This window comes from Fluviirhizobium alvei (genome assembly GCF_030551875.1).
Classification (GTDB): domain Bacteria; phylum Pseudomonadota; class Alphaproteobacteria; order Rhizobiales; family Rhizobiaceae; genus Rhizobium_E; species Rhizobium_E alvei.
The window spans coordinates 76,136-90,690 of the sequence record NZ_JAUOZU010000017.1 but is presented as its reverse complement, the minus strand read 5'-3'; the positions used below and the strand labels follow the sequence as shown (position 1 = coordinate 90,690).

Below are 14,555 nucleotides of genomic sequence, written 5' to 3'. Positions count from 1 at the left end.
GTCCGGCGGCCTTTGTTTTGACTGCTCAATGAACGGGGACTTCATGGCAGCCTTGCTGGAAGCGCGCGGGATATCCAAGATCTATCCGGGCGGAACCGTCGCCAACGACGGCGTCAATCTCATCGTCCAGCCGGGCGAAGTGCATGCCGTGGTGGGCGAAAACGGTGCCGGAAAATCGACGCTGATGAAGATCCTGTTCGGGATAGAACAGCCCAATGCCGGCGAACTGATACTCGATGGCAAGCCGGTTGAGTTTCCCAATCCGAAAGCGGCGATTTCCGCAGGCATCGGCATGGTGTTCCAGCATTTCTCGCTGGTGCCGTCCTTCTCCGTCTATGAAAATGTCGTGATGGGTTCGGAGCCAAAATCCGGCATTCGCTTCGATCGCAAGCGGGCGATCGAGGAGGTGCGGGCGCTGTCGGAAAAATTCCGCCTGTTCGTCGATCCGATGCCTTCGGTCGCCTCCATTCCGGTCGGCCAGCAGCAGCGTGTCGAAATCCTCAAAGCGCTCTATCGCGACGCGCGCATTCTCATTCTGGATGAGCCGACTGCGGTGCTGGCGCCGCAGGAAGTCGAGGAACTGTTCGTGGCCGTCCGCTCGCTGGTGGCGCAGGGCCGTACGGTGATCTTCATCGCCCATAAGCTGCCCGAAGTGCTGGAAATCTCGGATTCGATCACGGTCATGCGCGGCGGCAAGACGGTCGGTCAGGTGCGGTCGAAGGATGTGACCGAACATTCGCTCGCGACCATGATGGTCGGTCGCGAAGTGGCGCTGAAGGTCGATCGGGCGCCAACCGACAAGTCGAAGGTCATGCTCGAAGTGGCCGATGTTTCGGTCAACAAGGAGAATGGCAAACCAGCCTGCCACAATGTCGATTTCCGGCTGCGCGCCGGCGAAATCGTTGGTCTCGTCGGCGTCGAAGGCAATGGCCAGCAGGAACTGATGGAAGCGATCGCCGGCATGCGCACCGCCCAGTCGGGCAGCGCGCTTCTCGATGGCGACGATATCCTGCCCCTGCCGGTGCTGGCGCGCCGCGAGGCGGGGCTCGCCAATATTCCGCAGGACCGTATCGCCGAAGGTCTGGCGGTCGGCGCACCGCTTTCCGAAAACATGGCCGCGACCCGGCTTTCGGACCCGAGCTTCGTGCGCCACGGCATTCTCGATCTCAAGGCCATGAGCCGGAATGCACAGGCGCTGATCGACAAGTTCGCGATCCGCGCCGCCGGGCCGCAGGCGGCAGCCGGCACCCTTTCGGGCGGCAACATGCAGAAAGTGGTGGTCGCACGCGAACTGTCCGAACAGCCGAAAGTGCTCCTGGTATCGCAGCCCACCCGAGGTGTTGACCTTGGCGCCACGCAGTTCATCTGGAAGACGATCACCGAGGCGCGCGATGCCGGTGCTGCGGTTCTCCTGAGTTCCGCCGATCTTTCCGAACTGATGGCGCTTTCGGATCGCTTTCTGGTTTTTTATCACGGAGAAATCGTTGCGGCGCTCGATAATGACGCAGCCGTGACGCCATCGCAACTCGGCGCCTACATGCTCGGGCTTGATCGCCAGAGCCCGGAACAGATCAAGGCAGGGTCCCTATGAGCACGCGCAGCAGCGAACGTTGGAAAATGCTCCGCACCGAAGGCGCCCGCGCATTGACGGCCCTGGCCATCGCGCTCGTCGTGGCCTTTGCGATCGTGCTCGCAACCTCCAAAACGCCATTCGAAACTTTCACGACGCTTCTGAGCGGGCCCCTGACCTCCAAACGAACGGTCGGGCTCTGGATCGATGATGTCGCGAAACTGACGATCACCGGTCTCGCCTTCAGCCTTGTCTTCCAGGCAAGGCAATTTGCCATGGGCGTGCAGGGGCAGGTCTATATGGGCGGGCTCTTTTCCGCACTGGTGGCGCTGTCGCCGGTCGGCAGCACCTGGCTCGGCATGCCGCTGGCGGTTCTTGCCGGCATGGCGGCGGGCGCCTTCTACGGCTTCATTCCCGGTTATGCCAAAGCTCGTCTCGGTGCCAATGAAATCGTCTCCTCGCTGATGCTGAACTATATCGCCATCAACCTCGTGACCTATCTGGTGCGCGAGCCGCTGGTGGCCGGACCGGGCCTGCTGGCGACACCCAACTTTCCGCCCAACGTGATCTTCCCGGCGCTTGTCCCCCGCACGCGCATCGATCTCGGCCTCATTCTCGCCGCCGTTGCCGTCATTGCCACCTGGTTTGCGCTTTACCGCACCAGCTGGGGGCTCAAGCTTCGGCTGGTTGGCCATAATGCCCGTTTTGCCGAATATGCCGGCATCAAGGCCACCTTCATCATGGTCTCGGCCATGACGGCATCGGGCGCCCTTGGCGGCCTGCTGGGTGCCATGTTCGTGCAGGGCCAGTCCTACGGCAAGCTGATCGTGATGTTCGAAGGCAACCTCGCCTTCGAAGGCATCCTGATCGCCATCGTTGCCAAGGCGCGGCCGCTCGCAGTTCCGGTTGTCGCCTTCTTCTACGGCTATCTGAGGCAGGGTGCGCTCATCATGGGCATCCGCACCGATGTGCCGACCGAGGTGATCTCGGTGGTGCAGGCGGTCATCATCCTGCTTGTGGCCTCCTCCTTCTCCTTCGGCGGCAAGAAGCTTCTCGCCCGTCTGTTCGGGCCATCGGACACATCCGGTACGGTTGCGGAGGCCCGCACATGATCGATCTCCTCGACGCGGTCTTCTCCTTCGCCTTTTTCGTCACCATCGTTCGGGCGACGACACCGCTGCTGTTCGCAACGCTGGGCGGCCTGATCTCCGATCTCTCCGGCGCCCTCAATGTCGCGCTCGAAGGCATGATGCTGATCGCCGCCCTGACAGCGGTCATCGTCTCGGTCTACACACCCTGGTATATCGCCGTTTTGGCGGCAGTCCTGATGGGCTCGCTTTTCGGTGCGGCGATCGCCTTCTTCCACCTGAAGCTTAAGGCGGACATCATCCTCGCCGGTTTTGCCATCAACATTCTGGCCGCCGGCGGCACGGTGTTCGTGCTGTCGCTCGCCACCGGTGGCGACAAGGGCACCTCGATCAACCTCGCTTCAAAGGCGGTGCCGGTTCTGGATCTTTCCTTCCTCAGCGCCATTCCATTGATCGGACCCTTCCTGTCCGGTCTTCTCTCCGGCCATTCGATCCTGAGCTGGCTTGCGGTACTGACGGTCATCGGCATCTGGTTTTTCCTCTACCATACGCCGCAGGGTCTCTGGCTGCGCGGCGTCGGCGAATATCCGGCCGCTCCGGAAGCTGCCGGCATTCCGGTCGGCAAGATCCGGGTTTGGGCGCTTGTCGCCTCCGGCGGACTAGCCGGTCTCGGCGGCGCCCAGCTTGCGATGTTCAACTATATCGGCTTTACCCGCGACATGACGGCGGGGCGCGGCTTCATCGCGCTCGGTGCCGTTTTGCTGGGCGCGCGCCATCCGGTCGGCGCCATGCTGGCAGCGCTCCTGTTCGGCGTCTTCGAAGCTTTGTCGATCGTCATGCCCGGCCTGTTTGCCTGGATCCCGGCCGAAATGATCGTCTCGATCCCGTTCGTGGTGACGGTGCTGGCGCTCTTCCTGTTCAGCTACCGGGCGATGCGGGCCCGACGGCTGGTCGCGGCGGATTAAACGCCGCGACCGGATTGCTGATCGTCACCGGTTCTTGAATTCCGGCTTGCGCTTCTCGACGAAGGCGGCGCGGCCTTCCTTCTGGTCTTCGAGCGCGAAGAGCGAATGGAAGACGCGGCGTTCGAAGAGCAGCCCTTCGCTGAGGCCGACTTCGTTGCAACGATGGACCGCTTCCTTGGCGAGGAGCACGGCGGGCAGCGACATGGAGGCGATCGTCTCGGCCGTCTTCAGCGCTTCGGCCAGCAGTTCGGCAGCTGGCACGATGCGGGCGACGAGACCGGACCGTTCGGCTTCCACCGCGTCCATCATGCGGCCGGTCAGGCACATGTCCATCGCCTTCGCCGTCCCGATCAGGCGGGTTAGACGCTGGGTGCCGCCCATGCCGGGAATGAGGCCGAGCTTGATTTCCGGCTGTCCGAAACGGGCATTGTCACCGGCAAGAATGAAATCGCACATCATGGCAAGCTCGCAGCCGCCACCGAGCGCATAACCGCTGACGGCGGCGATCATCGGCTTGCGCACCGAAAGCATCCGGTCCCAGGGCGAGAACTTGTTGGTGATGAGATTGGAAAGATAGCTGTCAGCCTCCATCTCCTTGATGTCGGCACCGGCGGCAAAGGCCTTTTCCGACCCGGTGATGACGATGGCGCCGATCGCTTCGTCGGCATCGAAGGCCTCGACGGCTGCGATCAGTTCGCGCGTCAGCTGGGCATTGATGGCATTGAGCGCATCGGGCCGGTTGAGGCGGACGAGGCCGACGCGGCCATGGGTTTCGGTGAGAATGGTTGGCTCGGTCATGTCAGGCAGCCTTGTCGCGGAAGAATTTGATGATGGCGGAGAAATCTTCGCCGCCATGGCCGAGCTTGTCAAACAGGCCGTAAAGCTGGGCGGCCTCGGCGCCGAGCGGCGTAGAGGCACCGCTGGCCAGTGCTGCTTCCTGTGCCAGACGCAGGTCCTTCAGCATCAGCGCGGTGGCAAAGCCCGGCTTGTAGTCATTGTTGGCGGGCGAGGTGGGAACCGGTCCCGGCACCGGGCAATAGCTGTTGATCGACCAGCATTGACCCGACGAGGTCGAGGCGACATCGAACAGAGCCTGATGCGAAAGGCCGAGCCGCTCACCAAGCGCAAAAGCCTCGCCGACGGCGGCCATTGTGACGCCGAGGATCATGTTGTTGCAGATCTTGGCCGCCTGACCCGATCCCGCATCGCCGCAATGGACGATTTTGCGCCCCATCGCTTCGAGAATCGGCTGTGCCTGGGCGAAACTGTCCGCCGAGCCGCCTACCATGAAGGTCAGCGTGCCGGCAGCCGCGCCGCCGATGCCGCCGGAGACCGGTGCATCGACCGATTTGCAGCCATTGTCTGCCGCCATCTGATGCGCCTTGCGAGCACTTTCGACATCAATGGTGGAACTGTCGATCAAAAGCGTGCCCGGCTTCACGAGCGCCATCAGCTCCGTCCAGACCGAAAGAACATGGCGACCGGCCGGCAGCATAGTGACGACGATACCGGCGCCTGCGACCGCGTCAGCGAGGCTGGTGACCGGCTTGACACCCTGTGCGGCCGCCGCCGACCGGCTTGCCTCCGACAGGTCGAAACCAGAAACGGCATGGCCGGCCTTGACGAGGTTTGCCGCCATGGGACCGCCCATATTGCCCAAACCGATGAATGCGATTGTCTCAGTCATGGATCCCTCCCGGATCAGATGGCGCCGAATGGCGGTGCCTTGTGCGGTCTGAAGAAGCGCTCGAGGTCGGATGCGGCCACCTCGGCGAGCGAGGCTGGCGACCAGCGCGGATTGCGATCCTTGTCGATGACCGCTGCGCGCACACCCTCATAGAAATCGGCGAGCGTCAGGATCATCGCTGCTCCCGCGAATTCGCGATTGAGGCAGGTTTCGAGATCCTGGCTCGCGCGGGCCTCTCGCAGCATGCGCAACGCGATCATGAGCGCTGTCGGCGATTTGGATTTGAGTGTTTGCAGCGTCTGGGCGGCAAAGTCACCGCCTTCGCCCGCAAGCGCCTCAAAGATCGCCTCGACAGTATCATGCGCGAAGGCTCGGTCGATCACGGACCGATGCGCGGCAAGCGACGGAGCGGATGTTTCGAACCGATGCTCCGCGATTACGCTCGTGACAGCCTCGGCATCTGCCCCGGCACTCAGCGCAGCGAGCGCGGCAATCAGCTCGGGCAGCCGGGTCGATTCGACCGCAACATCGGCGAGATTGGCAAGGATCGCATCTGCCGCACCGACAATCGCGCCCGTCAGGCCGAGATAGGTTCCGAGTTCACCCGGCGCATGGGCCAGAAGCCAGGTGGCACCGACATCCGGGAAAAAGCCGATGCCGGTTTCGGGCATGGCAAGCCGCAAACGTTCGGTGGTGATGCGATGGCTGCCATGGGCCGAAAGCCCCACGCCGCCCCCCATGGTGATCCCATCCATGATGGCGATATAGGGTTTGGCATAGTGGGCGATGCGGGCATTCAGCCGATATTCCTCGCGCCAGAACGTCTCACCCATACCATCGCCGGCCTTGCCGCTGTCATGCACCATGCGGATATCGCCGCCGGCGCACAGGCCGCGATCGCCAGCACCCTGCAGAAGCACCGCAGCGATTGCCGGATCGGCCGCAAAATCATCAAGAGCCGCATCGATGATGCGCACCATCCCGAGCGTCAGGCTGTTGAGGGCACGCGGCCGGTTGAGCGTCAGTATGCCAAGGGCGCCCCTGCGCTCGACCAGCACTTCGGCCTCGTTGTTCGTCAAATCTGTCATGATGTCCTTCCGGGGTCAGCGTCCGACAATGCTCCGGGCGATGATCAGTCGCATGATTTCGTTGGTGCCTTCGAGGATCTGGTGAACCCGGAGGTCGCGCACGATCTTCTCAAGCCCGTATTCGGCAAGATAGCCGTAGCCGCCATGCAATTGCAGCGCCTGATTGGCCACCTCAAAGCAGGAATCAGTCACGACCCGCTTGGCCATGGCGCAGAGCCGCGTCGCATCAGCCGAACCCGCATCGAGCGCGGTGGCGGCCCGCCAGAGAAAGGTGCGAGCAACTTCGAGATCCGTCGCCATATCCGCCAGGCGAAATTGCAGCGCCTGGAAAGCATCGAGCCGCTGGCCGAACGCCTTGCGATCCGCCATGTAGGCGACGGCCTTGTCGAAAGCACTCTGAGCGCCGCCGAGCGAGGCAGCAGCGATGTTGAGACGGCCGCCATCAAGCCCGGTCATGGCAATCTTGAAGCCCTGACCTTCGCTGCCGAGAAGATTTTCCACCGGAACGCGGGCATTTTCAAACATCACGGTACGGGTAGGCTGGGCATTCCAGCCCATCTTGCGCTCATTGGCTCCGAAGGAGAGGCCCTCGGTGTCGCGCGGCACGATCAACGTCGAAATACCGGACGGGCCGGGACCGCCGGTCCGCACCATGACGAGATAAAGCTCGGACGCGCCGGCTCCGGAAATGAACTGTTTCTGACCATTGAGGACATAAAAGTCGCCCTGGCGCTCGGCCCTCGTTGCAAGCGCTGCCGCATCCGAGCCCGAACCCGGTTCTGTGAGGCAGTAGCTCGCGAGCGTCTGCATCGAAACCAGATCCGGCAGGTAGCGCTTTCGCTGTGCGTCAGAGCCGAATTTGTCGATCATGCCGGCGCACATATTGTGGATCGAGACGAAGGACGCGATCGACGGGCAGCCGGTTGCCAGACCCTCGATGATCAGCGCCGTCTCAAGCCGCCCGAGGGCCGATCCGCCCATATCTTCCCGCACATAGATCGCGCCCATGCCGAGTGCTGCGGCACGCTTCAGCACATCCACCGGGAAATGCTTGGTCTGGTCCCAGTCGAGCGCATGGGGGGCAATTTCATCGGCCGCAAAGGCGCGCGCCATATCATAGATCGCCGCCTGTTCCTCGTTCAGTTCGAAATCCATTTTTCCTCCCGGACCATTTCGGCCCTGTCTGAATTCATGGTTGCACGAAATTTCGCACCGGGATACGGGTAATTTTCCACTTTGGCTGTGCAGAAATTCGCATGCAAAAGACAATCGACTGGGATTTGCTCCGCTCGTTTCTGGCCGTCGCCCGTGCAGGCAAGCTGACGATTGCTGCGCGACGGCTGAAGATCAACCATGCGACCTTGAGCCGCCGCATCCAGGCGCTGGAAACGGCACTCGACACCAAGCTGTTCGACCGGCTGCTCTCCGGATATGTGCTGACGGTGCAGGGCGAACGGTTGCTGGCGCGCGCCGAGGATATGGAAAGCAGCGTCTTCGGCATCCAGACGGATGTCGCTTCGGAAGGCAGTGACGTTTCCGGCACCGTGCGCGTCGGATCGCCCGATGGTTTCGGGACCGCCTTTCTCGCTCCCAGGATCGGTGCGCTCGCGGAGGCCCATCCCGATCTGGATATCGAACTGGTTGCCATGCCGCGCAGTTTCAGCCTGTCGAAACGCGAAGCCGATATCGCAATCGGGCTTTCGCCACCGCAACAGGGAAGGCTGCATGCCCGCAAGCTCACCGACTATGAGCTCGGCGTCTATGGCGCCGCTTCGAAATCGGAACACTGGTCCGCAATCCGGTCTGCGGATGATTTGGCCCGTCATCCGTTCATCAGCTACATCGATGATCTCATCTTCGCGCCGGAACTGGATTATCTGCCGACGATCGCGCGTTCGATCGTGCCGCATATCCGCTCTTCGAGCCTGATTGCCCAGTTGGAGGCAGCCGCAACCGGTGCCGGACTGTGTGTGCTGCCCTGCTTTCTAGCGGGCCGGGATGCACGCCTTGTTCGCATATTGCCAGAAGAGGTGAGACTGGTGCGTACATTCTGGATGATCATCCATTCCGACATGCGCAGCCTGCCGCGCATCAGCGCCACCAGCGCCTTCATTCTCAGGCAGGTGCAGCAGGCCGGCAACCTGTTTCTGCCGGACCGGCGACCGGGTACGGGACTTTAGTTTTATCAAATCGGCATCTTGACTTTTAATTTACACTTGTAAATTATTTTGCCATCGATTGCGTCGTTTCGCCGGCAGGGGCCGTCAAGTCAAGGCGCGGATGGGGTCCACTATGATCAAACGGTTTTTGTCGGCGCCGATACTGGCAATGACGCTGCTCGCCGCCGGCTGCGGCGAGCAGGCGCCGCCGGCCGCACGTGCGCCGGTGCGGGTGAACTATGAAACGGTTTCATTGACCGAGCATATCCACAAGGCCGCTCTCACAGGGGTCATTGCCGCCCGCAGTGCCAGCAACCTCTCCTTCCGCATCGGTGGCCGGGTGACGGAACGGCTGATCGATGTCGGCCAGCATGTGAAGACCGGAGACGTGCTGGCGAAAATCGACAGCAAGACGCTGGAATCTGACGTCGTTGCCGCCCGTGCGAACGTTTCTGCAGCCGAGGCACAGCTGACCGAAGCGACAGCGACGCTCGAGCGGCAGAAGGCGCTGCTCGACAAGGGTTTCACCACCCGCCGCCAATATGACCAGGCCGAGCAGGGCTTCTCGGTCGCCAAAAGCAATGTCGATGCGACCCGCTCCATGCTCGCCAATGCGGAGCAGAACCTGTCCTTCTCCACACTCCGCGCCACATCTTCCGGCATCGTGACCGCCGTCCAGGCGGAAGTCGGCCAGGTGGTACAGGCTGCCCAGACGATCGTGACGGTGGCTGACGACGGAGATCGCGATGCGATCTTCAACGTGCAGGAAGCCGTCATGGCCGAAAAAACCGTTTCGCCCGACATCGCGATCGCCCTTCTGTCTGATCCTTCCGTCTCGGCGCAGGGACATATCCGGGAAATCTCGCCGGTCGTCGAACAACAGACCGGCTCTATCCGCGTCAAGGTCGAGGTCAAGAATACGCCCGCAGCCATGCCTCTCGGTTCGACGGTAATCGGCACGGTCAGCGGCCACGCAGAAAAGGCGGTGGTCTTGCCCTGGTCCGCCCTGACCGCCAAGGGCGACAAGCCGGCAGTCTGGGTGATCGACCCCCATTCGAAAACGGTATCGCTGCGCGAGGTGCGGATCAGTGCCTACGAGACAGATACGATCGTTGTTTCTTCAGGCCTGGTGCCCGGGGATCTCGTCGTGACGTCCGGAGTGCAGATGCTTGGTAACGGCACGGCAGTCGAACTTGCGGAGGAAGGTGCATGATGCGGAACGCTGCCCTGGCCATACTTCTGGCCACAACCTTCATCCGCCCCGCTTTCGCCGAGGATGCCGAACCCAAGCCCGAACCGGTCCGGCCGGTCCTGTCGATGATCGTGGCACCGAAGGCTAATGCGACCGATTCGTTCGCCGGCGTGATCGAGCCCCGGTTCAGCGCCGGTCTCGCTTTCCGGGTTCTGGGCCGTATTACCGCCCGTAACGTTGATATCGGTGACATGATCCAGAGAGGGGCCACGATTGCCACCCTCGATCCGACCGCACTGACGCTGGCTGTGCAGGCAGCCCGCGCCGATGCCGCTGCGGCCGATGCGCAGATGGCCAATGCCACGGCGAGCGAAGAACGCATGCGCCAGCTGCTGGCCGGCAACACGATTTCGCAGGCGACTTACGATTCCGTGCAGCAGGGGCTGGAGACCGCCAAAGCCAATTCCGAACGCGCCCATGCCGAACTGACGAAGGCTGAAGAACAGCTGGGCTACGCCCGGCTCTTTTCGGATTTCGACGGCATCGTCGTCGGCGTCTCGGCCGAAGTCGGCCAGACCGTATCACCGGGACAAACCGTCGTCACAGTCGCCAAGACCGACCAGCGCGAAGCGGTTCTGGACGTGCCCGATACGCTGGTGGCAGACCTTGCCATCGGCACCGAGTTCGATGTGACGCTGCAATCGCTACCGTCGCTGAAGATTCGCGGCGTGCTGCGCGAAGTGGCGCCGCAATCCGAAGGCACCACGCGGACGCGCCGTGTGCGTCTGACGCTCGAAAATCCGACGGATGCTTTCCGCATCGGCTCGACGATCACCGCATGGCGGGTGATTACCCGGCCTCCGACAATCGAACTGCCGGCCTCCGCCTTGCTTGAATCCGAAAAGGGAGCGCAGGTCTGGATCGTCGATCCGGGTTCGCGCACCGTCAAGGCCCAGCCCGTGACCGTAGTCGCCAAGGCCGGCGACATCGTCACGGTCGATGGACTGAAGCCGGGGACCCGCGTTGTCACAGCCGGCGTTCACAGTCTTGCCGAAGGGCAGAAAATCCGTTTCCTCAAGGGAGCTGCGCAGTGAAGGACTTCAATCTCTCCGACTGGGCGCTCGAGCATCGCTCGCTGGTCTGGTACTTCATGCTGATCTTCATGGTCGCAGGCGTCATGTCCTACGTCAATCTGGGCCGCGAGGAAGACCCGGCCTTCACCATCAAGACAATGGTTGTCCAGGCCAACTGGCCGGGTGCTTCTGTGGATGAAACATTGAAGCAGGTGACCGACCGCATCGAGAAGAAACTCGAGGAACTCGATGCGCTCGATTTCACCCGCTCCGTTACAACAGCCGGAAAGACAATCGTCTTCGTCAACCTCAAGGCCTCCACGAAGGCCTCCGAAGTGACCGACAACTGGACGCAGGTGCGCAACATGCTCGATGACATCCGGACACAGTTTCCGGATGGCGTGCGTGGCCCGTTCTTCAATGACCGCTTCGGAGATGTGTTCGGCAATGTCTATGCCTTCACCTCCGATGGGCTTTCTCATCGGCAATTGCGCGACTATGTCGAGGATGTGCGCGCGCGCGTGCTGACCGTGCCCAATGCAGGCCGCGTCGAGATCATCGGAGCCCAGGACGAGGTGATCTATCTCGAATTCTCGACCCGGCAAGTGTCTGCAATGGGTCTCAACCAGCAGGCGATCGTCGCTAGTCTCCAGGCGCAGAACGCCATCACGCCTTCAGGCGTCATCGAGACCGGCCCGGAGCGGGTCAGCATCCGTGTTACCGGTCAGTTCACCTCGGAAGAGAGCCTCAAGGCGGTCAATCTCCGGGTCAACGGCCGCTTCTTCCGTCTGAGCGATGTCGCCACGATCCGCCGCGGCTATAGCGACCCACCCTCGAGCCTGTTCCGTTACAATGGCCAGGAAGCGATCGCGCTCGCAATCGGCATGAAACCGAAGGGCAACCTCCTGGAATTCGGCCATGCGCTGGAAGCCGAGATGGAAAAGGTCGTAGCAGACCTTCCCGTCGGTGTTGGTATCCATCTTGTGGCCGACCAGCCGGTCATCGTCGAGGAGGCCGTTTCAGGCTTCACCAAGGCCCTGTTCGAAGCCGTGGCAATCGTTCTTGCCGTCTCCTTCGTCAGCCTCGGCATGCGCGCAGGTCTTGTCGTTGCGCTGTCGATTCCGCTGGTTCTCGCCATCACCTTTGTGGTGATGCTTTACGCCGATATTTCCTTGCAACGCATTTCGCTGGGGGCTCTAATCATCGCACTCGGGCTTCTGGTCGATGACGCCATGATCGCGGTGGAAATGATGGTCGCACGGCTCGAACTGGGCGACAGTCTCCGCAAGGCCGCAACCTATGTCTATACCTCGACCGCCTTCCCGATGCTGACAGGCACTCTGGTAACGGTCGCCGGCTTCATCCCGATCGGCCTCAACAACAGCGCCGCCGGCGAATACACCTTCACCCTGTTCGTCGTGATCGGGGTTTCGCTGACAGTCTCCTGGCTGGTCGCCGTACTTTTTGCCCCTCTGCTCGGTGTGGCGATCCTGCCAGCTCAGATCAAGGGCCACCATCATGGTCCCAGCAAGCTGATGTTGGCGTTGCGCAGTATCATTCTGGCTGCCATGCGGCATCGCTGGATCACCATCTTTACGACGATCCTGCTGTTCGCCACCTCTGTCTTCGGCATGCAATTTGTGCAGCAACAGTTCTTTCCTCCGTCGGATCGGCCGGAACTGGTGATCGACTGGAGCTTGCCGCAGAATTCCTCGATCAAGGAGACGCGTGACACGATTGCCCGATTTGAGAGGCAGGCGCTTGAAGGCAACCCGGATATCGCCCACTGGAGTTCCTATGCGGGACGCGGCGCCGTTCGTTTCGTGCTGACCTTTGACGTTCAGCCCGAAAATCCCTATTTCGGCCAGACGATCATCGTCACCAAGAGCGTGGAAGCCCGCGACCGCGTGAAGGCACAACTTGAGCAGATATTGCGCAAGGATTACGTCGGCCTCGACGCTTTCGTGAAACTGCTCGAACTTGGCCCGCCGGTTGGTCGACCGCTGCAGTACCGTGTCAGCGGACCCGATCCCGAACAGGTCCGCACGCTCGCGCTCGATTTCTCGCAGGTCATATCGGCCAATCCCAAAGTGGGTTCGCCGACCTTTGACTGGAACGAACCCCAGCGCGTGGTTCGCGTCGATGTCCTGCAGGACAAGGCGCGCCAGCTGGGTGTGACGTCGCAGGACATTTCCAATGCCCTGAATGGCATCGTCGGTGGTGTCGCCATCACTCAAGTGCGTGATGCGACCTATCTGATCAATGTCGTGGCGCGTTCGGAGAAGAGCGAACGCGGTTCTGTGGAAACTCTGCGCAACATGCAGATTCCCACCGGCAACGGTGAGTCCACCCCGCTCGCGAGCCTGGCCAACATCGACTATACGCTCGAACAACCAACAGTTTGGCGGCGCGGACGCCTTCCGACCATTACCGTTCGCGCGGGCATCGTCGACAGCAGTCTGCCGGCGACCGTCGTCAAGGAACTGAAGCCTTCGGTGGATGCATTCATTGCCAAGTTTCCCGATGGCTATCAGGTCTTCACCGCAGGTGCGGCGGAAGAAAGCGCCAAGAGTCAGGCACCGATCTTTGCTGTCATGCCGCTGATGTTGCTCACGATGACGACGATCCTGATGTTCCAGCTGCAGAGCTTCCAGCGCCTTTTCCTGGTAGTAGCGGTGGCTCCGCTCGGATTGATCGGCGTCGTTGCGGCTCTGCTGCCGAGCGGTGCGCCGCTGGGCTTCGTGGCTTTGCTCGGTGTTCTTGCGCTGATCGGCATTCTGATCCGCAACTCGGTCATCCTGATCGTGCAGATCGAGGATCTGATCCGGGAAGGCAAGGCGCGGTGGGATGCCGTGCTTGAAGCAACAGAGGGCAGAACAAGGCCGATTGCGCTGACAGCGGCGGCGGCCAGCCTGGCACTGATTCCGATTGCCCGCGAAGTGTTCTGGGGCCCGATGGCCTATGCCATGATGGGCGGCATCATTGCCGGCACAGCGATCACGCTGCTCTTCCTTCCGGCGCTCTACATCGCCTGGTTCCGGATCAAGGAACCGGAAAAGGGTGGCGATGGGACGCAAGACGACCTGACGCCCGGCGCAATCCCGGCAGCAGAAACGCCGGCGCATGGCTGACCGCAGTCCAGATGCGCGGCTCATTCGCACACGAGCCGCGCTCGTCGATGCAATAACCGGGCTTCTGGACGAACGTCCGGTGAGCGAGATCACCATTTCGGATCTGGTTCGGCGCGCCCAGGTGACGCGCCCGACCTTCTACCAGCATTTTCCGGATATCAACGCCGCCGCCCGCGCAGCTTTGATCGAACGATTGCAATCCTCGTTTCCGGCACAGCATGAAATCCGTGAATGGGAAGAACTGGATCCTTCCGGATGGGAACTTGAACAGACGATCACCGGAATCCTCAGCCACATCGTTCTTCACAGCGCGTTCTATCGCCGGGTGCTGCATGGTGCCGGCTCTTTTCCGCTCTATGATGACCTTTGCGATTTCATCGAAGCGGAGCTTATGACCCGCTCGCCAATCCGCCACAAAATCCGTGAGGCGGCGCTCTCAGGGCGAATCGACCCTGCTTTCATCGCGGGCGGTTTCGTGACCCTGGTCGTCCGCTGGCTGAAATCGGATTTCACCGGACCGAATGCCGTGAACGTCTTTGCGCCACGACTGGCGAAGAACATGGTCCTGATCTTTCAGTCGGTGATCCTGCCGCGATCCTGAG

At 61.7% G+C, this 14,555-nt stretch carries 12 protein-coding genes; 8 read left to right on the top strand and 4 right to left on the bottom strand.

What is annotated here, in order from left to right:
• Nucleotides 1-43: 43 nt before the first annotated feature.
• From Q4481_RS20790 to Q4481_RS20780, 3 genes are read left to right on the top strand one after another with little or no spacing between them, the layout of a single operon-like run.
• Nucleotides 44-1,591 carry an ABC transporter ATP-binding protein gene (locus tag Q4481_RS20790; RefSeq protein WP_304378319.1) on the top strand — a complete coding sequence of 516 codons (1,548 nt, stop codon included), beginning with the start codon at nucleotides 44-46 and terminating at the stop codon, nucleotides 1,589-1,591.
• Nucleotides 1,588-2,682 carry an ABC transporter permease gene (locus tag Q4481_RS20785; protein WP_304378318.1) on the top strand — a complete coding sequence of 365 codons (1,095 nt, stop codon included), beginning with the start codon at nucleotides 1,588-1,590 and terminating at the stop codon, nucleotides 2,680-2,682. The genes Q4481_RS20790 and Q4481_RS20785 overlap by 4 nt, the downstream gene beginning before the upstream one ends.
• Complete coding sequence (locus tag Q4481_RS20780; RefSeq protein WP_304378317.1) at nucleotides 2,679-3,623, top strand: ABC transporter permease; 945 nt, start codon at nucleotides 2,679-2,681, stop codon at nucleotides 3,621-3,623. The genes Q4481_RS20785 and Q4481_RS20780 overlap by 4 nt, the downstream gene beginning before the upstream one ends.
• A gap of 24 nt (nucleotides 3,624-3,647) precedes the next feature.
• Here the strand turns inward: Q4481_RS20780 and Q4481_RS20775 are convergent, their stop codons facing one another.
• From Q4481_RS20775 to Q4481_RS20760, 4 genes are read right to left on the bottom strand one after another with little or no spacing between them, the layout of a single operon-like run.
• Complete coding sequence (locus Q4481_RS20775) at nucleotides 3,648-4,421, bottom strand: enoyl-CoA hydratase (protein WP_304378316.1); 774 nt, start codon at nucleotides 4,419-4,421, stop codon at nucleotides 3,648-3,650.
• A 1-nt stretch (nucleotide 4,422) separates the two neighbouring features.
• On the bottom strand, nucleotides 4,423-5,310 hold the full coding sequence (gene mmsB, locus Q4481_RS20770; RefSeq protein ID WP_304378315.1) for a 3-hydroxyisobutyrate dehydrogenase: 888 nt from the start codon (nucleotides 5,308-5,310) through the stop codon (nucleotides 4,423-4,425).
• A gap of 14 nt (nucleotides 5,311-5,324) precedes the next feature.
• Complete coding sequence (locus Q4481_RS20765) at nucleotides 5,325-6,398, bottom strand: enoyl-CoA hydratase/isomerase family protein (RefSeq protein ID WP_304378314.1); 1,074 nt, start codon at nucleotides 6,396-6,398, stop codon at nucleotides 5,325-5,327.
• Between the two features lie 15 nt (nucleotides 6,399-6,413).
• The gene (locus Q4481_RS20760; protein WP_304378313.1) at nucleotides 6,414-7,553 is read right to left on the bottom strand and encodes an isobutyryl-CoA dehydrogenase; all 1,140 of its coding nucleotides are present in this window, start codon (nucleotides 7,551-7,553) and stop codon (nucleotides 6,414-6,416) included.
• Between the two features lie 101 nt (nucleotides 7,554-7,654).
• Here Q4481_RS20760 and Q4481_RS20755 point away from each other — a divergent pair, with 101 nt between their 5' ends.
• The 5 genes from Q4481_RS20755 (at nucleotide 7,655) to Q4481_RS20735 (ending at nucleotide 14,554) form a co-directional block, all read left to right on the top strand.
• Complete coding sequence (locus Q4481_RS20755) at nucleotides 7,655-8,578, top strand: LysR family transcriptional regulator (RefSeq protein ID WP_304378312.1); 924 nt, start codon at nucleotides 7,655-7,657, stop codon at nucleotides 8,576-8,578.
• A gap of 112 nt (nucleotides 8,579-8,690) precedes the next feature.
• Complete coding sequence (locus tag Q4481_RS20750; RefSeq protein WP_304378311.1) at nucleotides 8,691-9,770, top strand: efflux RND transporter periplasmic adaptor subunit; 1,080 nt, start codon at nucleotides 8,691-8,693, stop codon at nucleotides 9,768-9,770.
• A complete protein-coding gene (locus Q4481_RS20745; protein ID WP_304378310.1) occupies nucleotides 9,767-10,843 on the top strand; it encodes an efflux RND transporter periplasmic adaptor subunit in 1,077 nt (358 codons plus the stop codon). The genes Q4481_RS20750 and Q4481_RS20745 overlap by 4 nt, the downstream gene beginning before the upstream one ends.
• Nucleotides 10,840-13,953 carry an efflux RND transporter permease subunit gene (locus tag Q4481_RS20740; RefSeq protein WP_304378309.1) on the top strand — a complete coding sequence of 1,038 codons (3,114 nt, stop codon included), beginning with the start codon at nucleotides 10,840-10,842 and terminating at the stop codon, nucleotides 13,951-13,953. The genes Q4481_RS20745 and Q4481_RS20740 overlap by 4 nt, the downstream gene beginning before the upstream one ends.
• Nucleotides 13,946-14,554, top strand: a complete 609-nt coding sequence (locus tag Q4481_RS20735; protein WP_304378308.1) for a TetR/AcrR family transcriptional regulator — start codon at nucleotides 13,946-13,948, stop codon at nucleotides 14,552-14,554. Before Q4481_RS20740 ends, Q4481_RS20735 begins: the two co-directional genes overlap by 8 nt.
• Nucleotide 14,555 lies beyond the last annotated feature (1 nt).